At 37.9% G+C, this 19,194-nt stretch carries 21 protein-coding genes; 17 read left to right on the plus strand and 4 right to left on the minus strand.

From position 1 onward, the window contains the following. Positions 1 to 35 precede the first annotated feature (35 nt). Positions 36 to 2,084, plus strand: coding sequence for a Na+/H+ antiporter (locus tag CKV70_RS04120; protein ID WP_014600638.1), 2,049 nt, complete (start codon positions 36 to 38; stop codon positions 2,082 to 2,084). Positions 2,085 to 2,123: 39 nt separating this feature from the next. Here the strand turns inward: CKV70_RS04120 and CKV70_RS04125 are convergent, their stop codons facing one another. After that, complete coding sequence (locus CKV70_RS04125) at positions 2,124 to 2,597, minus strand: hypothetical protein (RefSeq protein WP_014600639.1); 474 nt, start codon at positions 2,595 to 2,597, stop codon at positions 2,124 to 2,126. Positions 2,598 to 2,624: 27 nt separating this feature from the next. Next, positions 2,625 to 3,083, minus strand: coding sequence for a hypothetical protein (locus CKV70_RS04130; protein ID WP_003732943.1), 459 nt, complete (start codon positions 3,081 to 3,083; stop codon positions 2,625 to 2,627). A 209-nt stretch (positions 3,084 to 3,292) separates the two neighbouring features. On the opposite strand from CKV70_RS04130, the gene CKV70_RS04135 reads away from it, so the two are divergent. From CKV70_RS04135 to CKV70_RS04185, 11 genes are all read left to right on the plus strand, one after another. Next, a complete protein-coding gene (locus CKV70_RS04135) occupies positions 3,293 to 3,835 on the plus strand; it encodes a helix-turn-helix domain-containing protein (protein WP_003733776.1) in 543 nt (180 codons plus the stop codon). Positions 3,836 to 3,850: 15 nt separating this feature from the next. Next, positions 3,851 to 4,945: an ABC transporter ATP-binding protein gene (locus tag CKV70_RS04140; protein WP_072215848.1), complete on the plus strand. Its 1,095-nt coding sequence runs from the start codon at positions 3,851 to 3,853 to the stop codon at positions 4,943 to 4,945. Next, entirely contained in the window at positions 4,945 to 5,754 is an 810-nt protein-coding gene (locus tag CKV70_RS04145; protein WP_003721372.1) for an ABC transporter permease, read from the plus strand. Before CKV70_RS04140 ends, CKV70_RS04145 begins: the two co-directional genes overlap by 1 nt. Then, on the plus strand, positions 5,751 to 6,557 hold the full coding sequence (locus CKV70_RS04150) for an ABC transporter permease (RefSeq protein ID WP_003721373.1): 807 nt from the start codon (positions 5,751 to 5,753) through the stop codon (positions 6,555 to 6,557). Before CKV70_RS04145 ends, CKV70_RS04150 begins: the two co-directional genes overlap by 4 nt. After that, on the plus strand, positions 6,554 to 7,627 hold the full coding sequence (locus CKV70_RS04155) for an ABC transporter substrate-binding protein (RefSeq protein ID WP_003721374.1): 1,074 nt from the start codon (positions 6,554 to 6,556) through the stop codon (positions 7,625 to 7,627). Before CKV70_RS04150 ends, CKV70_RS04155 begins: the two co-directional genes overlap by 4 nt. Before the next feature lie 129 nt (positions 7,628 to 7,756). Continuing rightward, positions 7,757 to 8,458 (plus strand): carbonic anhydrase, encoded by a 702-nt coding sequence (locus tag CKV70_RS04160; protein ID WP_014600640.1) that lies wholly within the window; start codon positions 7,757 to 7,759, stop codon positions 8,456 to 8,458. A gap of 67 nt (positions 8,459 to 8,525) precedes the next feature. Continuing rightward, positions 8,526 to 9,068, plus strand: coding sequence for an HD domain-containing protein (locus CKV70_RS04165; RefSeq protein ID WP_003730082.1), 543 nt, complete (start codon positions 8,526 to 8,528; stop codon positions 9,066 to 9,068). Positions 9,069 to 9,205: 137 nt separating this feature from the next. Beyond that, complete coding sequence (locus CKV70_RS04170; RefSeq protein WP_014600641.1) at positions 9,206 to 10,078, plus strand: ROK family protein; 873 nt, start codon at positions 9,206 to 9,208, stop codon at positions 10,076 to 10,078. Between the two features lie 84 nt (positions 10,079 to 10,162). Continuing rightward, positions 10,163 to 11,092 (plus strand): nitronate monooxygenase, encoded by a 930-nt coding sequence (locus CKV70_RS04175; RefSeq protein ID WP_014930846.1) that lies wholly within the window; start codon positions 10,163 to 10,165, stop codon positions 11,090 to 11,092. A gap of 226 nt (positions 11,093 to 11,318) precedes the next feature. Beyond that, entirely contained in the window at positions 11,319 to 11,771 is a 453-nt protein-coding gene (locus CKV70_RS04180) for a MarR family winged helix-turn-helix transcriptional regulator (protein ID WP_014600643.1), read from the plus strand. Between the two features lie 15 nt (positions 11,772 to 11,786). Then, positions 11,787 to 12,293, plus strand: a complete 507-nt coding sequence (locus CKV70_RS04185) for a GNAT family N-acetyltransferase (RefSeq protein ID WP_014600644.1) — start codon at positions 11,787 to 11,789, stop codon at positions 12,291 to 12,293. A gap of 23 nt (positions 12,294 to 12,316) precedes the next feature. On the opposite strand, the gene CKV70_RS04190 is transcribed toward CKV70_RS04185, so the two are convergent. Then, positions 12,317 to 12,730 carry a VOC family protein gene (locus tag CKV70_RS04190; protein WP_014600645.1) on the minus strand — a complete coding sequence of 138 codons (414 nt, stop codon included), beginning with the start codon at positions 12,728 to 12,730 and terminating at the stop codon, positions 12,317 to 12,319. A gap of 224 nt (positions 12,731 to 12,954) precedes the next feature. Here CKV70_RS04190 and CKV70_RS04195 point away from each other — a divergent pair, with 224 nt between their 5' ends. The 4 genes from CKV70_RS04195 (at position 12,955) to CKV70_RS04210 (ending at position 17,794) form a co-directional block, all read left to right on the plus strand. Then, entirely contained in the window at positions 12,955 to 15,585 is a 2,631-nt protein-coding gene (locus CKV70_RS04195; RefSeq protein ID WP_014600646.1) for a cation-translocating P-type ATPase, read from the plus strand. 14 nt (positions 15,586 to 15,599) lie between these two features. Continuing rightward, the gene (locus CKV70_RS04200; RefSeq protein WP_003732952.1) at positions 15,600 to 16,448 is read left to right on the plus strand and encodes a hypothetical protein; all 849 of its coding nucleotides are present in this window, start codon (positions 15,600 to 15,602) and stop codon (positions 16,446 to 16,448) included. Between the two features lie 109 nt (positions 16,449 to 16,557). After that, complete coding sequence (locus CKV70_RS04205; RefSeq protein WP_014600647.1) at positions 16,558 to 17,115, plus strand: GNAT family N-acetyltransferase; 558 nt, start codon at positions 16,558 to 16,560, stop codon at positions 17,113 to 17,115. A gap of 16 nt (positions 17,116 to 17,131) precedes the next feature. Next, complete coding sequence (locus tag CKV70_RS04210; protein ID WP_003732954.1) at positions 17,132 to 17,794, plus strand: EGFR-like transmembrane domain-containing protein; 663 nt, start codon at positions 17,132 to 17,134, stop codon at positions 17,792 to 17,794. A 15-nt stretch (positions 17,795 to 17,809) separates the two neighbouring features. Here the strand turns inward: CKV70_RS04210 and CKV70_RS04215 are convergent, their stop codons facing one another. Then, positions 17,810 to 18,199, minus strand: coding sequence for a MerR family transcriptional regulator (locus CKV70_RS04215; protein WP_003721389.1), 390 nt, complete (start codon positions 18,197 to 18,199; stop codon positions 17,810 to 17,812). 120 nt (positions 18,200 to 18,319) lie between these two features. Between CKV70_RS04215 and CKV70_RS04225 the strand changes: the two genes are divergently transcribed. Beyond that, positions 18,320 to 19,144: an aldo/keto reductase gene (locus tag CKV70_RS04225; protein ID WP_009924976.1), complete on the plus strand. Its 825-nt coding sequence runs from the start codon at positions 18,320 to 18,322 to the stop codon at positions 19,142 to 19,144. The last annotated feature ends 50 nt before the right edge of the window (positions 19,145 to 19,194 follow it).

Raw genomic sequence — 19,194 nt, forward strand, 5'->3', positions numbered from 1 at the left:
TAATATAGGAGAAAAATGAAAGGGGACGATACATATTGGAGATATTTTTATATGTTTTAGCATTACTTGTAGCCATCTTTATTTCTAATTTACTCAACCGGTTTGTTCCCTTTGTTTCGGTACCGCTGATCCAAATTGGTCTTGGTGTATTAATTGCCATTATGCCGATTACGTTTAATTTGCAATTAAACCCAGAACTTTTTCTAGTCATGTTTATTGCGCCTTTGCTATTTAATGATGGCAGGCAGACTGATAAAGCAGCTCTTTGGGGTATGCGAATGCCGATTTTAGTATTAGCGCTCGGACTGGTGTTTGCAACGGTTGTCGTGATTGGGTATTTTGTTCACTGGATGATTCCGACGATTCCACTAGCAGCTGCTTTTGCCTTAGCAGCAGCTCTTGCGCCAACGGATGCTGTAGCAGTTAGTTCTCTTTCTGGGCGGATTAATTTACCCAAACGGATTATGAATTTGCTTGAAGGTGAGGCATTAATTAATGATGCGTCAGGACTAGTTGCCTTCCAGTTCGCGATTGCAGCTATGGTAACCGGCGTGTTCAGTTTAATGGATGCGAGTATTAGCTTTTTTGTTATAGCTATTGGTGGTATTTTAGTCGGACTTATTTTGAGTTGGTTAAAATTCCGATTGTTAAAATGGGTTCGCGGCCTTGGAATGGAAGATGTTACGTTTCATATGCTTATCCAAATTTTGACACCATTTATTATTTATTTAGCAGCGGAAGAAATACATGTTTCTGGGATTTTAGCGGTTGTTGCAGCTGGAATTATGCACTCAATGGAACAAAAGAAAATGGATCCTCAGTTAGTGAAATTAAATGTGGTTTCGCAGAGCACTTGGTCGGTTATCATTTTTGTTTTAAATGGCTTAGTATTTTTATTATTAGGAACACAACTTCCTGCGATTACAGAAGTAGTGTGGAATGATTCTGGAAGTAGTAATTTACAAGTAATGGCTTACATTTTGTCTATCACGGCAGCCTTAATTTTACTGCGCTTTATATGGGTATACATATCGTGGAGCATCGGCGCGAAGCAAAGACAGAAACAAAATAAAAAAACACAACTACCTAAATTTAGACCGGTTGTACTTACATCGCTTTCTGGTGTTCGCGGGGCAGTTACACTTGCCAGTGCGCTCGCAATTCCATTTTTCTTAGATGACGGATCACTATTTCCGCAGCGCTCACTAATTATTTTTATTGCATCCGGTGTTATTCTTTGTACATTAGTGATTGCGACATTTATTTTACCGTTACTTGCCAAAAGTGAAGAAGTGACAACGGAAGATGAACGAGCTGAAATTGCAACGCGGATTCGAATCCTGAGAAACGTGATTAGAGAATTAAAAGAGCAGACGCTACCTGAAACGAAAGCAGCAACGGATGAAGTAATTGAAGATTATCGCAAAAGAATTTACGATTTACAGCAAAATAATAGTTCGAATCGAGGCATGGATGAAAGAGAACGTGCGAAACGATTAGAAATCATCCAGTGGGAACGTGAAAACACCCAAAAAATGACCGATGAAGGACGCATTGTTGCTACAGATAGTTATCGTTATCAACACTATCTTAATATGATGGAACAAGCAATCAAACAACGCTTCCGGACAAAAGTAAAAACAGCATGGATGTTCCTTTATCGTCTAATAATGCTTGTCATTCACCCGAAAAAATGGGGTAGAATAACGCATAAAGTGAAAAAAGGTATTTCTAAAGACAGCGAACGATTCCAAGCAATTCGTCAATTACGAGAAGAAAATGAAATACTCATTATTTCTAAACTCAAAGAACAATTAACGAAAGAAAATGCTGATGTTATTGGACCGCTAATTACCGAACATACTATTTTTCTAGAACGCGTAAGAAAAGAGCATAGTCCTCGAGGCAAGCGAGCAAAATTCGAACAGAAAAAACGCGAAGTCCAAGTGGTGGCTTTCCAATTAGAACGTGATATTATCCAAAATATGTTTGAAAAAGGCGGAATCTCTAGAGATTTAGCACGAGACTTACGCCAGAATTTAAATATGATTGAAACGTATTTGTATGATGATTTTTTAGAATGACAAAAAGCCCTAAGAACATTGTCTTGTTCTTAGGGCTTTCTATTTAGCTTGTATTTTTTTTAATTGTTCAGCGAGATTTTCTATTTCTAAATGGAATTTTTTTCTGCCATTTCTGTGAACGATAGCTGCATTACGAATCTTAATTTTTGTTTCTTTGCCTGTCTCTAAATCAAGAATATTGATTGTGTAAAAGGGAAGAAAAGAAGAGGTCCGCCCGTGCAATCTGGTGTCACACTCCAGCATATATTGATTGAAAAGATACTTTTTATCCGAAAACCCTTTTTTATAAAAGAGCGCATGACTATTAACGGAAACAGTACCATTAACATAAGTAGTCAGTACGTAAATAGTATACGCGCTAAAAATGGTATATATACCAAAAAATTGCCAAATACGGAGTGAATCAAAGGTAATTAAAAAATATAGTCCAAGGCTAAGTATTGCAAAACAAACAATAAACATAAAAAATGTTTTGATATTCATATTATATTTAAAGAAAGGGTAGGTTTTCATTTTCGAGTACCACCTAAGATGTTTTAGTTAAGCTTGATATTGATTGATTTCATTACGTAGTTCTTCCATTAGTTCTTGCATATGCTTATTTGCGTTCTTGTATCTACGCTCTGCATTGTATACTCGAATTAGTTTTTCTGCGCGTGTATCTTTATTTATGATTACAATTCGATAGTAAGGCATCCCTCTGGAGCCTCCATTAAAGCGAATTAATTTTGCATCACATTCGATAAGATATTCGCTATAAGGATATGCTTTTTCTTTATAGTAAAAAGCTTCTTCACTAACAGAAAAGTTACTTGGAAAAAGCCTCTTGAAAAATACTGAGAACATGAGGGCTAGGGCAAAAAGAAGAACAAAATATTCCCATGGTACCGGAAGTGTCATTGCAATTATTATAAAAGTAATAAAGGTAAAGCTAATCATAATTATAAGAAGCACGGTACCTATATTGATATTGAGTTCTGAAAAGTGATATTTTTTCATGAATATCTGCCACCTAAGCTGTTTTATTAAGGAAATTTTAGCACTAAAATTAAACGTTGTCTATCTTAGGGAAATTCAAAAAAACTATTGTTCATGTGAAAGCTTTGTTGTATAATGTAGCTTGCTGTAAGTAAACTTTATGTTTAATATTAGTAAACTTCTATAACTTGAGGTTTACTATCACTAAACTTGAAAGAAAGGACATCGACATGGAAATTGGCAAACGCATTAAAAATCTTAGGCTCAGTAAGAATTTAACACAAGAAGAATTAGGCGAACGAACGGATTTGACGAAGGGATATATTTCTCAACTAGAGCGAGATTTAAGTTCTCCCTCCATTGAAACGTTATTTGCTATTTTGGAAGTGTTAGGTTCCACTCCGAAAGATTTCTTTGATGAAGAAGAACACAATCAAAAAGTAATTTACGGAGAACTAGAGCATACTTTCTTTGAAGATGAAGAAAAAGGTTACAGAATAAAGTGGCTTGTTCCAGAATCGAATGAAAAAGAAATGGAGCCGGTACTGCTTGAAATAGAGGCAAATAGCTGTTTTAAAAGCTTTGAACCATCACTTTCAGAAACTTTTGCTTATGTGTTAAAAGGGGAAGTGACCGTGCTACTTGGTCGAAATGAGTATGTAGCCAAAAAAGGAGAAGCAATTTATTTCCACGCCGCAGATGAACATCAAATAATTAATCGATCGAGTGAACATGCAACACTCATCTTAGTAGCGACAGAGTCATATTTATAAGGGAGGTAAATGATTGTGACAGAAACAATTATTCGTTTTGAAAACGTAACAAAACAATTTGATAATGATCCACCAGTGCTTGACAATGTCAGCTTTGAAATAGAAAAAGGGAAGTTTTATACTTTGCTTGGACCATCTGGTTGCGGAAAAACAACCATTTTGCGCTTAATTGCTGGATTTTTAGAAGCTTCAGAAGGACAAATTTACCTAGGAGATAAAGTAATTAACCAAATTCCAGCCAACAAACGACCGGTAAATACCGTTTTCCAAGATTATGCTTTATTTCCACATTTAAATGTGTATGAAAATGTCGCTTTTGGACTGCGCATTAAAAAATTGAAAAAAGAAGCAATTGACGAAAAAGTAAAAGAAGCTTTGCGCTTTGTTAACTTAAAAGGATACGAAAAAAGAGAAATTAGCGAAATGTCTGGCGGACAAAGACAACGTGTCGCAATCGCTCGGGCAATCGTCAATGAACCAGAAGTTATTTTGCTTGATGAGCCACTATCAGCACTTGATTTAAAATTACGTACAGAGATGCAATATGAATTGCGCGATTTACAAAAACGTCTTGGGATTACGTTTATTTTTGTGACGCATGATCAAGAAGAAGCACTTGCGATGAGTGATGAAATTTTTGTGTTAAATAAAGGCGAAATTCAACAAAGTGGTACGCCAATTGATATTTACGACGAGCCAATAAATAAATTTGTCGCAGATTTTATCGGCGAATCGAACATTGTTAATGGCAAAATGATTCAAGACTTTGAAGTGGAATTTGTGGAAAGACGTTTTGAATGTGTCGACCAAGGTTTCCGCCCAAATGAAGTCGTGGAAGTAGTTATCCGTCCGGAAGATTTAGAGATTACTTCGGCTGAAAAAGGTCAACTGCAAGTAACCGTAGACTGGATGCTTTTCCGTGGTGTGCACTATGAAGTAGGTTGTATCGATATCGATGGAAATGAATGGCTTGTTCACACAACTAGAAAAGTTCGTGTGGGTGATAAGATTGGCTTAGCGTTTGAACCAGAGGCAATTCATGTTATGCGTCTCGGGGAAACGGAGGAAGAATTCGATAAGCGGCTTGATAGCTACGATGAGGTGCAGTAATGAATAGACGCACCCGTACAGTTTATCTTGTTCCTTATGTTCTTTGGATTTTACTTTTTGTTGTTGCACCGATTTTATTGATTGTGTATTATTCGTTTTTTGATGTTGACGGCAATTTTACTGTAGATAATTATATTCACTTTTTCACCCCTGTCTATTTAAAAATGACGGCGAGTTCGTTCTGGTATGCGTTTTTAATTACGGTTTTCACACTGCTGATTTCGTACCCAACGGCTTACTTGTTAACGAAACTAAAGCATAAACAATTGTGGTTGCTACTTATTATTTTGCCAACTTGGATTAATTTGCTGCTTAAAGCGTATGCCTTTATTGGGATTTTTGGGACATATGGGGCGGCGAATCAGTTTTTAGAAATACTTGGAATTGGCTCGAAACAGATTTTATTTACGGATTTTAGTTTCTTATTTGTATCGACCTATATTTTTATTCCGTTTATGATATTACCGATTTTTAATGCAATTGAGGAAATTAATCCGACGTTGATTCAAGCGTCGCGTGATTTAGGCGCATCGAGTTTGACGACATTTAGACGGGTGATTTTCCCACTCACTGCTGATGGCGTGAAATCAGGGTGTCAGGCTGTCTTTATTCCAGCACTATCACTCTTTATGATTACACGATTAATTGCAGGAAACCGTGTCATTACGCTCGGAACAGCGATTGAAGAACATTTCCTAGTAACGCAAGACTGGGGAATGGGTTCGACAATTGGCGTATTTTTAATTATTGCGATGATTTTAATTATGTTCCTAACAGGTTCGAAAAAGAAAAGAGGTGCGCGTAAATGAAGAAAAGTAAATGGGGTACGATTTATTTAGTGCTTGTTTTTGTGATTTTATATGCGCCGATTTTCTATTTGATTTTTTATTCGTTTAATAAAGGCGGCACGATGCATAATTTTAGTGGTTTTACGCTTGGCTATTATAAAGAAGTTTTCCAAGATACACGCTTACTGATTATCGTGCTAAATACGTTTGTGATTGCGCTACTTTCTTCTGTGATTGCGACTATTATTGGAGTTTGCGGGGCGCTGGCGATTAAATTTATGCCAAAACCATTTGCGAAAAACTCGCTTTTAAGTTTGAATAATGTGTTGATTGTTAGTCCTGACGTTATTATCGGTGCTAGTTTCTTGATTTTCTTTACGATTTTAGGCGTAAAATTAGGTTTTATTTCCGTCCTAGTATCGCATATCGCCTTTAGTATTCCGATTGTCGTATTGATGATTTTGCCGAAATTACAAGAAATGAGCCCGACGTTAATGGATGCGGCGCGCGACTTAGGTGCAAGCCAGTGGCAAGTTCTTTCAAAAGTTATTCTGCCTTATATTATGCCAGGCGTGTTAGCTGGATTTTTCATGGCGTTGACATACTCGCTAGATGATTTTGCGGTCACTTTCTTTGTAACCGGAAATGGCTTCTCAACTTTAGCGGTAGAAATCTATTCCCGAGCAAGACAGGGGATTTCGCTTTCAATCAATGCTTTGTCGACACTGATTTTCCTATTCACGATTATTCTCGTGATTGGTTATTACTTTATCAACCAACGTAATACAAGTAAAAATATTCGGACGGGGGCGACGAAAGAATGAAGCAACTGCTGAAAATTTTTGTACCAGTAATTGTCGTCGCGCTCCTAATGATGTTACTTGCAACAACGATGAACCGTTCGGAGGGCTATGCTGGGAGTAATACGCTGACGATTTATAACTGGGGCGATTACATTGATCCATCACTCATTACTAAATTTGAAAAAGAAACAGGTATCAAAGTCATTTACCAAACATTTGATTCTAATGAAGCGATGATGACGAAAATTGAGCAAGGTGGAACGACCTTTGATATTGCGGTGCCAAGTGATTATGCGATTAGCAAAATGAAAGAAGAAAATTTGCTGATCCCACTTGACCATTCCAAATTACCAAATGAAAAATACCTTGATCCGCGTTTTATGGATTTGTCGTTTGATGATGATAATAAATATTCGATGCCTTATTTCTGGGGAACGCTTGGCATTATTTATAATAAAGAAATGTTCCCGGATAAGAATTTCGATACGTGGAATGCGCTATTTGATCCTGAGTTGAAGAACCAAATCTTGCTGATTGATGGGGCGCGTGAAGTGATGGGGCTTGGGCTGAATAGTCTGGGTTACTCACTGAACGATACGAATAAAGCACACCTACAAGCTGCCAGAGACAAGCTAGAAACGATGACACCGAATGTTAAAGCAATTGTTGGCGATGAGATTAAACTTCTCATGGCGGACAATGAGGCGGGTGTCGCGGTTACTTTCTCCGGAGAAGCGGCGGAAATGTTAAGTGAAAATGAAGATTTAGAATACGTAATTCCAAAAGACGGCTCCAATTTATGGTTCGACAACATGGTCATCCCAAAAACAGCGAAAAATGTCGATGGCGCGCATAAATTTATTAACTTCATGCTAAAACCAGAAAATGCCGCAATTAACGCTGAATATGTTGGCTATGCAACACCAAATGCAAAAGCTGTCGAATTGTTACCAAAAGAAATTTCGAGTGATGAACGTTTTTATCCGGATATGGACGAACTGAATAATTTAGAAGTATATGATAACCTTGGTAAACGAATGCTGTCGTATTATAATGAATTATTTTTGGAGTTTAAGATGTACCGGAAATAAAGCCACCAGTATCTTCACGCGAGTTCACACCAAAGTCAAAACACGAACATTAAGCAAATTACTTGTGGAATAGATCAGCTATCCGCTAAAATAATGTTACGCAATTTTTTTCGAAAAGGAGAAATGGTTATGACTAAGGAGAAAGTGTTATGGGGTTACGATGAAAAGACTGGGCCAGAAATGTGGGGGCATATCTGCTCTGACTTTGAAATCGCACATACTGGAAAGGCACAATCGCCAGTAAATATCGAACAAGCTGACGTTGTGAAATTAAAACCATCAACAATGAAGTTTTACTATAAAGAAACAGACTATACGATTAGAAGAATTGAACAATCGGTGCACGTTTTTCCGCATGATAAAGAACAAGGGTTACGCTTTAACGGCGAATATTATCCACTTGTATCATTCCATGCCCATATTCCGGCTGAGCATTTGCTTGACGGTTATATATATCCGATTGAATGGCATTTTGTTCATGAAAAACCAGACGGCACAACGCTTGTTATGAGTGCTTGGATGGAAATTGATAATACAAATAATGTCGAATTCAAAGATTTACCAACCTATTTCCCAGAAGTGTTCGCTGATTTTGAAACAGAACGGGAAATTACTTTAGACGTGAATGAATTTATGCCAAAAGAACGTGTTTTCTATACGTACCAAGGTTCACGGACGACACCACCAACCGTGGAAGGCGTGACTTGGATCGTGTTAAAAAATGCGAAGACACTTGGCCAAGAAGATTTCACTGAATTTGAAAAAGCAATTGGTAATACAAGTCGACCAGTACAAGATTTAAATGGTCGTGAAATTACTTTTTACAATTAAAAAACTAGAAAGCCTCGCTCGAATCTTGTATAGTATAGACATAGATTCTGAGTGGAGGCTTCTTTTTATGTATGAAAAAGCGAGACAGATGATGATTGAAGCGCATAGTGGACAAGTTCGCAAAATTACTGGCGAGCCTTATTTTTCGCACCCCTTAAACGTAGCGAGAATTTTGCGCCGCGCTGGTTTTCGCGAAGAAGTTGTTGTTGCGGGATTACTGCACGATGCCGTTGAGGATACGGAAATGACCGATGCCGATATTCGCGCAACTTTTGGCGATGAAGTAGCCGATTTAGTAGCGTCTCATACAGAAAATAAAACCTTATCCTGGGAAGAACGAAAAGCACACACAATCGAACAAGTGCGCACTGGAAACTTAGAAGAAAAAGCTCTAATTGTTGCAGATAAGCTAGACAATCTAACATCCGTCAAATATGCCTTAAGCTCAGAAGGAAAGTCTGTCTGGAGCTATTTTAAACGCGGCTATGATCTGCAAAAATGGTACAACCAAGGGATTAAAAATAATATGGAATACGGATTAAATCCATCTGAAATCCCTCCATTTTTTGATGAATATGCGCGACTTGTGAAGTGGATTTTTAAGAAGTAAAATTTTGCGTTTAAATATCTGTTAAATTAGGTATTTAGAATTAAAATTATAAGTTTTTAGAAAATAAGTTTCTTTTTCCAAAAATCTATTGTAAAATGAAAGCGTTATAAAACTTACGAGAAGGGAAGTTTTTTTGAATGGTTTATGGAGCAATTGAAGCAGGAGGAACTAAATTTGTCGTAGCAATCGGAGAAAAGTCAGGGAAAATTATTAAACGCGAGAGCTACCCGACAACGGAGCCAGCAGAAACAATGAAAGCAGTCATTCAATTTTTTAAACAGTATGAGGATGAATTAAAAGCAATTGGGATTGGCTCATTTGGACCGATTGATATTCGGAAATCAAGTGCTACATACGGTTATATCACGCAAACACCAAAGCTTGCATGGCGCAATTATGATATCGTTGGTGCAATGAAAAAGGAATTTAATGTACCTATTGGTTTTACGACGGATGTTAATGCAGCCGCTTTAGGAGAGGTAAGTTTAGGCGCGGCAGCAGGTTTGGATAGTTGTATTTATTTAACGATCGGAACAGGAATCGGTGGTGGAGCAGTTGTTTCTGGTAAAATTCTAGAAGGTTTTTCTCATCCAGAAATGGGACATATTATGGTGCGCCGTCATAAGCGTGACCGTTTTATAGGAAGTTGCCCGAGTCATAGCGACTGTTTAGAAGGTCTTGCAGCAGGTGGAGCAATTGAAAAACGTTGGGGTCAAAAAGCGGCAGAACTTGCGGATAATGAAGAAGTGTGGAATTTAGAAGCGCATTATATCGCGCAAGCTTTAATGAATTACACACTTATCTTATCCCCAGAAAGAATCGTGTTAGGTGGAGGCGTCATGAAACAACGTCAACTTTTCCCACTTGTCCGCCAAAAATTGAAGGCACTCGTGAACAATTATGTGCAATTGCCGGATTTAGACGAATACATCGTTCCTCCAAAACTAGAAGATGATGCTGGTATAACTGGCTGTGTCTTACTAGCAGTGGATGCTGAAGAGTCCAATTAAAGCCGAAAAACAGCTCTAGTTTATAGGGCTGTTTTTTGATATACTAAATTGTGATAAAACAAACAAGAACGCAGGAGGAAAAAGATGTCCATTACGAACTTATTAAATATTAAATATCCGATTATCCAAGGTGCGATGGCTCAAATTGCCAAAGCTCCACTTGTAGCCGCTGTGTCTAATGCAGGCGGTTTAGGAATTATCGCTTCTGGCGGAATGACTGCCGACATGCTACGCGAAGAAATCCAAAAAACAAAAGCACTGACAGATAAACCATTTGGCGTCAACTTAATGCTAATGATGACCAATATTGCCGAATTAACCGAAGTAATTATTGAAGAAAAAGTGGGAATCGTTACAACCGGAGCGGGAACGCCAAAAACGTTCATGCCAATTTGGAAAGAAGCTGGAATTATCGTGATTCCCGTTGTCCCATCCGTGATGATTGCTAAACGTATGGAAAAAATGGGCGCAGATGCAGTTATCGCAGAAGGAACAGAAGCAGGCGGACACGTCGGCGAAACAACAACAATGGCGCTTTTACCTCAAATCGTGGATGCCGTTACTATCCCAGTCATTGGCGCAGGTGGAATTGCAGATGGTCGCGGAATCGTCGCAGCGCTAGCTCTAGGTGCAAAAGGTGTCCAAATCGGCACACGCTTCCTAGCAACCGATGAATGCCCAGTACACCCAGACTTCAAAGCAGCCGTGATTAAAGCTTCCGACCGCGACACAATGGTTACCGGACGAAAAGCAGGCGCACCAGTCCGCTCGATTAAAAACAAAATGATCAAAGAATACATCCGTTTAGAAGAAGAAAACGCCGATCGCGACACGTTAGAAGAGCTAACTTTAGGTTCTTTACGAAAAGCAGTACAAGAAGGCGACACAGACAACGGATCCGTCATGGCCGGGCAAATCGCTGGCTTAATTACAGAAATCAAACCTTGTAAAGATGTTATCGAAGAGATGATGACAGATGCTAAGAAAGTGATTGCTGGGTTAGAATTAAAATAATGTTTCAAACTGCTTTCTTTTGAAACGTTTGAGTAAAATAACTTTGATAAATTCCTTAATATAATATTTGGATTTTTAGTAAGTTATAAAAAGCCGTGCCAGTTCACTTAGTGCTGATACGGCTTTTTTAGTTAGTAGAAAAATTCATTTCTGTTTCATCAATACATCCTCTATGTTATACTATGTAAAGCTATATTATTGCAAATGCAACAAAAGGAGATTGGCGATGAAAGATATATTAAGAGATATAGGTGTAATTGCACGTGCACTTGATTCAATAAGTAATATCGAATTTAAAGAATTAAATCTAGCAAAAGGGCAATTTATCTATCTAGTTAGAATTTGCGAGAACCAAGGGATTATTCAAGAAAAACTAGTAGATATTTTAAAAATCGATCGAACCACTGCTTCGAGAGCTATTAAGAAGTTAGAGAAAAACGGTTTGATTATAAAGAAACAGGATAAGAATAATAAAAAAAATAAACTATTATTCCCAACAGAGAAAGGACAGCAACTATATCCCTTAATTATCCGCGAGAATGAATACTCCAATGCAGTAGCTTTAAAGGGATTTACTGAGGCTGAAATTAATATGCTCGCCGATGCGCTCAAGAAGGTCAAAGAAAATATTGCAGATGACTGGTTATTTGTAAAAAAAGGCAGTAAAAGAAGTTATTAATTTGGAGGAAAAGTAATGATAAAATTATGTACAATAAGTGATTCCCAAGCACTCTTAGAAATAAGTTATAAGACATTTGATGAAACATTTAGAGTGCAAAATAAACCAGAAAACATGGATGCATATTTAAAAACAAATTTTACGGCTAAAAAATTAAGCGATGAACTAAAAAAACCACATTCCTATTTTTATTTTGTTTTTCACCAAGAAGCTATTGCTGGTTATTTAAAACTAAATATAGGAGATGCTCAAACAGAAGAAATAGCTGGGAATACAATCGAAATAGAGCGTATTTATGTATTGAAGTCATTCCAAAAAAAGGGATTAGGTAAAGAGTTATTTAATCAAGCAATAGAGATAGCGAAAGAAGTTGGGGTAGAAAAAATATGGTTAGGCGTTTGGGAAAAGAATAAGAACGCTATTCAATTTTATGAAAAGCTGGGTTTTATTAAAAATGGACAACATGATTTTTTCATGGGCGATGATTGTCAAACTGATATTATTATGATAAAAGATTTATAAAAAAAGTTGAGCGCATACTAAGCTCAACTTTTTTTATAAAAATTAAGCTGCCAAAACACCCCAAACCGGTCCGTCACCTGCGCATAAGTCGAACCCCAGAACGCCACTTGCAACTCCATTTCCACTTTGCCCGTAGCACTCAAAACTTCATAGGCGTACTTAATATCATCCTCTGTTTCAAAATTAATCAAGATCGTCACGCGGTTCCCGGTTGTAAAACCATCATAAGGTGCATCGGTAATATAAATAAATTCTTCGCCATTTTTAGCTAAACGGCTGTGCATCAATCGTTCGCCAAAAACGGCATCACCATCAAAATTGTTCATCTCTTTAAAACGCTGAACGTTTGTAATCTCAGCTTGAAACACATCTGCATAAAATGTTAGCGCATCTTGACCTTCTCCGTTAAAAACTAAGTAAGGAACTGCAAAAGACATCTCATCATCTCCTATACAATTAATAGCTTTAGTATAAGCCTAATCTACTGCGAAGTCATGTCTCAAAATAATAAGGATTTGTGAATAAAAACAAAATGCTTGCAAATAAACGTGATATATTATACAATTACACTAAGAAATCGGATATATTTAAATTAATATTTTTTTGCAACAAAATAAAGTAAGTACTTGCTTTTGGGAGTAGGTGCGTAGGAGGTAGATGTATGCTTTGGGTAAAAGAGTCAATTGAGCAACTTCTCAGCAAACTACACACGAATTTAGACACAGGGTTAACGAAAGAACAAGTGAAACAAAAACATGCAGAGTTCGGGACGAATGAATTTGAAGAGGGGAAGAAAGAATCACTTCTTCAAAAAATTGGTCACCATTTAGTTGAAATTACGACGATTGTGTTGCTTTTTGCAGCGGCGATTTCGGCTTATTTAGCAATTACAACTGGATATGGTTGGGCGAAGGTTGTTGTTATTTTAGGAATTGTCGTGTTGAATATGGTGCTCGGCATTTACCAAGAAAACAGCGCCGAGAAAGCACTTGCTGCATTACAAAGTATGAATGCGCATTTAACGACGGTCGTTCGTGATGGTGTGCGGATGCAAGTGGACGCAACGGAATTAGTGCCAGGGGATATTATTGAAATCGTTGCAGGAGATATGATTCCAGCAGATGCACGGATTATTTCTAGTAGCAGTTTGCAAGTCGAGGAATCTGCGTTAACTGGTGAAAGTGTTCCGGTTGAAAAAGACGCAAATGCGGTTGTTTCGGAAAAAGCACCAATTGGCGACCGTCTGAATATGCTTTACTCAGGCTGTCTTGTAACGAATGGCCGCGCCACGGCGGTTGTCGTAGAAATTGGGATGGAAACAGAGATGGGGAAAATTGCTGGACTTTTAAACAGCACCTCAAAACTGATGACGCCTTTACAACTTCGCTTAAAAGAATTAGCAAAACGACTTAGTATTGTAGCACTTTTAGCAGGTATTTTAATTTTTATCATTGATGTGTATGTGTACGGTGAAACGATTATTGAAACGTTGATGATTGCGATTTCTCTAGCGGTAGCAGCAGTTCCTGAGACATTACCAGTTATTGTGACATTAACACTTGCTTACGGCGTTCAAAATATGGTGCGGAAAAATACGATTATCCGCCGAATTCCTGCAGTAGAAACAATCGGAAATACATCTGTTATTTGTTCTGATAAAACAGGAACATTAACGCAAAATAAAATGATTATCCAACAAATCTGGGCAGCAGACCATGCGCCGATAAAAGCAACAGCTGAATTTGATACTGCAGAACAAAAAGTATTAGAAATGCTGAGTCTTTCCAGTAACGCGACGATTGATGTAACTGACGGCGAAGAAACCATCATTGGTGACCCAACCGAAAGCGCGATTATCCGTTTACTAGAAGAAAAAGGAACAACTAAAAAAGCATTGGAAGCTAAATATCCACGCGTGTTCGAACTTCCTTTTGATTCAGATAGAAAGCTTATGACGACGATTCACCAAGTAGAAGACGGATTTCTTTCTATTACAAAAGGTGCTTTTGACCGAATTCCCGTAAATTTTTCAGAGGAGTTTTTAGCGGAAGCGGAGCGGGTACATGACAGTTTTGCGGAAGATGCGCTTCGGGTGCTAGTTGTTGCGTATAAAAAATATGCAGAAATGCCGACAGACTTGTCTAGTGAGGCGCTTGAGACAGACTTAACTTTTGCTGGGATGGTTGGGATGATTGACCCACCGAGACCAGAAAGTAAAGCGGCTGTGTTAGCGGCGAAAAAAGCGGGTATTAAGACTGTAATGATTACTGGTGACCACATTGTAACGGCATCAGCAATTGCAAAAGAAATTGGTATTTTAACGGATGGGGACAAAGCGATTACTGGAGCAGAGCTTGCTGAAATGTCAGAAGCAGATCTGGAGAAAAACATTCGAGATTATGCGGTATATGCGCGTGTTAGTCCAGAAGATAAAATTCGAATCGTTAAAGCTTGGCAGAAAAATGGTGAAATTGTAACAATGACAGGTGATGGTGTAAATGATGCGCCAGCTCTAAAAGCAGCGGATGTTGGTGCTGCGATGGGAATCACTGGAACAGATGTATCTAAAAACGCTGCAGATATGGTTATAACCGACGATAATTTTGCAACGATTGTAGATGCAGTCAAAGAAGGGCGTACAGCCTATGAGAATATCCGCAAAACGATTTACTTTTTACTAAGTACAAACTTTTCTCAAATTTTCATTATGTTAATTGCGATTATTCTTGGCTGGGGCGCGCCGGTTGTAGCTGTTCAGTTGCTATTAATCAACGTTGTGTCTGATGGGATTCCAGGCTTCTTCTTAAGTCGTGAAAAGGCAGATGACTCGATTATGGAGCGTAAGCCAATTCCAAAAAATGCAGGGATCTTTGCGAATGGCCTTGGAAAGAAAATGGCGATACAAGCTGTTGTCTTTACGATTGTGACACTTGCAGGATTTTATATCGGGCAGTTTGTAACGATTAATAATTCGATTGGTGCAAGCTATGAAGTTGGGATGACGATGGCGTTTGTTATTCTAGCATGGTCATCTGTCGCGCATATTTTCAACGTAAGAAGTGATAAGTCGATTTTCACTATCGGATTTTTATCCAACCGAGGCTTGTTCTTTAGCGCGATTTGTTCGATGTTGATTATTTTAGGACTTGCGATTATTCCACCACTTGCGAACATGTTCTTCTTAGTAGAAATGAGCTTAACGCACTGGATTCTCGCATTCATCCTCTCGATGTTCCCACTCCTATTTGTAGAAATTCAAAAGCTTATTCAGCGAAAAAGAGCAAAAGCTTGAAGGAGGGCAACTATATGAATGAAACAGAAAAATTGGTAGCCGCATTATTAGAGCGTAACTTTGGTAAAAATATCGGTACACGCTATCCGGGAAATGAAGCGGCGCAAATGAGGGCTGAGGAAGTTATCGGAGAAATTGCTATCGTTATCGCACCTCTTGTTGAAAAACTTGGAATCGAAAATAAAACGGTGAAAAAAACGATTCCATTTTTATATGAACTTCAAAAAAATCAATTTTGTGATATGAGTGCCTATCCGTATCCGCTTCTTCTAGTCAATGGAACGAGTACAGATACAGAAAAATATTGGCGGGATCTACCAACTTACTGGACGGACGATGCAAATAAAATCGTGCTTCCGTATGTTTTGGAACATATTAAAAATAATAAAGTACGTCAAAAACTACTAGCTTTTCATGCTTGGCTTTTAGGGGAAGTAGTAGAAATGAACGAGGCGCTAGGGGCAGATTTTCGTGTGAAACTAGTCTTTGAGTCAGATATGCGTATTCGTTTACGGGTGTATGAGGTAGAACAGATTGCCATCGAAGTGCATTTTTTAGACAATCATGATACCGAGCAACAACATTTAGGCTATGATGTCAGTTTAGATGCAGATTTTACCGAGAAAGCAAGGCTCTTATTACGCCAAGGTATTTTGACAGAAAATCTAGGATTGGAAGCGCTGAAAGCTTATATGAAATCGGTTTTACCAATAGCACACAGCTTGAAAAATTTAGAACATTTAACGTTTGAAGAGACAAAAAAACTGACCAAATTATTAACGCAAGAAGAACCTAAAATTATGGAAGATACAGATTTAACAAGTAAAGCATTAGACTTCTTACAAAAAGCAGCACAGCAATAAGAATAAAATGCTATTTGGAGGAAAGTAATCCTAATAGCATTTTATTTTTGCAAGTGGGGCGGAAAGAATAGTAAAATGAGACAATGAAATTAGAAATGAGGACGTAAAATTGATTCGACATGCGAAAAAATCAGATGCACCAAAAATAGCACCACTTTTACTAGTAATATGGAAAGATATGGAATTACCTATTTTAGAAGTAGAGACGGAAGAAGCAATTACGAATGCGCTAATTGAAGCGATTCAAACAGAAGATTATCGTTATAGTTATAGACATCTGCATGTGTATGAAAAAGAAGGGGATATTGCGGGAGTTCTGGCAGGGTATCCTGGTGAAATCGAACCTGAAATCGACCGCGCGTGGAACGAGATTGCAAAGAAACACGGCATCAGATACGAAGAACCAATATTTGCCGATAAAGAAACATTTCCTGGTGAATGGTACTTAGATTCGATTGTTACAAACGAAAAATATCGTGGTCATGGTGTTGGAACAGCACTTCTTGCAAAATTAACAGAAATTGCTGCAGAAGATGGTGAAAAAGTAGTTGGACTAAATTGTGACAAAGGAAATCCGCATGCCAAGCGGCTTTATGAACGTCTAGGATTTCATGTAACTGGAGAAATCACACTTAGCGGTCACGAATATGAACATATGCAAAAATAAGAAATGAGGCCAACCAATGAAAAAAATTATTTTCACAGTGGTACTAAGTTTGGTTCTAGTTCTTGCTGGATGTGCCGATGTAACAAATACAGTAAAAGTGGATAAAAAAGGGGAAGCGACCATTTCCTTTGATATCGATATTTCTTCTGTAGCAGGGATTTTCGCCTCAAGTTACTCGGATGAAGTAGAAGCTAAACTGAAAGAAGCTGGATTTACAGTAGATAAAAAATCAAATACAAGCTATCATATTGAAAAGAAAGTAGATAAAAATGAAACAACGAAAAGCGATATGAAACCGGAAGATTTTGGGGTAAAAATTACCAATAGCAAAAGTTTCTTCACACAAAAAATCAAAGTAGATGCCGATATTGACATCGAAAAGATATGGAAAAAAGAAGTGGCGGATGTTCCGTTTCCAAAAGAAATTTTAAGCCAAGTTGATTATACATTTATTTTGGATTTACCGATTTCGTCAATTGGAGAGAACAATGCTAAAAGTGTGGATGGCGGTAAGCTCACTTGGGATGTGCCTCTCGACAAAAAATCCGAAATGTATTTTGAAGTCACCGTACCAAACGTAAAAAACATTGCGATTGTTGGTGGGATTCTACTTGTCGTAATCATTGGTCTATTTATTTATCTTATTAGAAGACACCGAAAAAAGAAAAAACAACTATAAAAAAGTGTGGATCAGTTAGCTAAACTGGTCCACACTTTTATTTACTTCTTGTTCTAACTCTTCGTAGCAAGCTAATTTTTTCTCGATTTTTTTAAATGCTCGGTCTAGCTCTGCTTGCCGGCGGTACATATCTTGTTGATGTTCTTTCAGTACAGCGATTCGTTCAGAGACAGTACCGTCACCACCTTTAGTTAGTTCAACTATTTCTTTTTGTTTAGCAAGGGGCATTCCGGTGACGCGTAAACAGGTGAGTAGTTCAAGCCAGTGAAGGGCATCATTATCAAAAATCCGGTTATTATTTTTATCGCGTGCTAGAAAAGGAATTAATCCTTCTCGTTCATAGTAGCGAATCGTATGGGCGCTTAAACCCGTGTGTTCGGAAGCTTCTTTGATTGTTTGTTGCACTAAAACCACCTCTTTTTTTCTTAATAATAGCACCTTGAAAATCGAAAAGCCAAATGTTTGCCTTTGAGTATACTCTAAGGTGTATAGTAAACGTGTTATTACTTTTAGGAGGCGGATAAATTGAACTTAAAAGATACAGTGAAACTTGCAAATGGTGTAGAAATGCCCCGTTTAGGATTTGGCGTATGGAAAGTGCAAGACGGCGATGAAGCAGTAAATTCTGTTAAATGGGCAATCGAAGCTGGTTACATTAGCATTGATACAGCAGCTGCTTACAAAAATGAAGAAGGCGTTGGACAAGCGATTAAAGAGTCTGGAATTAAGAGAGAAGACTTATTCGTAACAACGAAACTTTGGAATGCTGAGCAAGGTTATGAATCTACTTTGGCTGCATTTGATGAAAGTTTACGCAAATTAGAACTTGATTATGTAGACTTATATTTAATTCACTGGCCAGTCAAAGGTAAATTCAAAGACACTTGGCGCGCTTTTGAAAAATTATATAAAGACAAACGTGTTCGCGCAATCGGCGTATGTAACTTCCACGAGCATCACTTAAAAGAATTAATGGAAGACGCGGAAATTGCTCCAATGGTAAACCAAATTGAATTACATCCACAATTAACACAAGAACCATTACGTAAATTCTGTGCTGAAAACAACATTGTAGTAGAAGCTTGGTCTCCATTAGGTAACGGCAAACTGCTTTCTAACCCAGAAATCAAAGCGATTGCAGATGCGCATGGTAAATCTGTTGCACAAGTTATCCTACGTTGGGACTTACAAATCGGTGTCGTGACGATTCCAAAATCAGTCCACCAAGAACGTATTATCCAAAATGCTGATATTTTCGACTTCGAATTAACCGAAGAAGAGGTTGCAAAAATCAGCGGATTAAATAAAGACGAAAGAACTGGCCCAGATCCAGACAACTTTAATTTCTAATAGTAAAAAATCCCTTCCAGCTTATCGAACTGGAGGGGATTTTTATGCTA

It is taken from the genome of Listeria monocytogenes, from assembly GCF_900187225.1.
Taxonomy (GTDB): domain Bacteria; phylum Bacillota; class Bacilli; order Lactobacillales; family Listeriaceae; genus Listeria; species Listeria monocytogenes.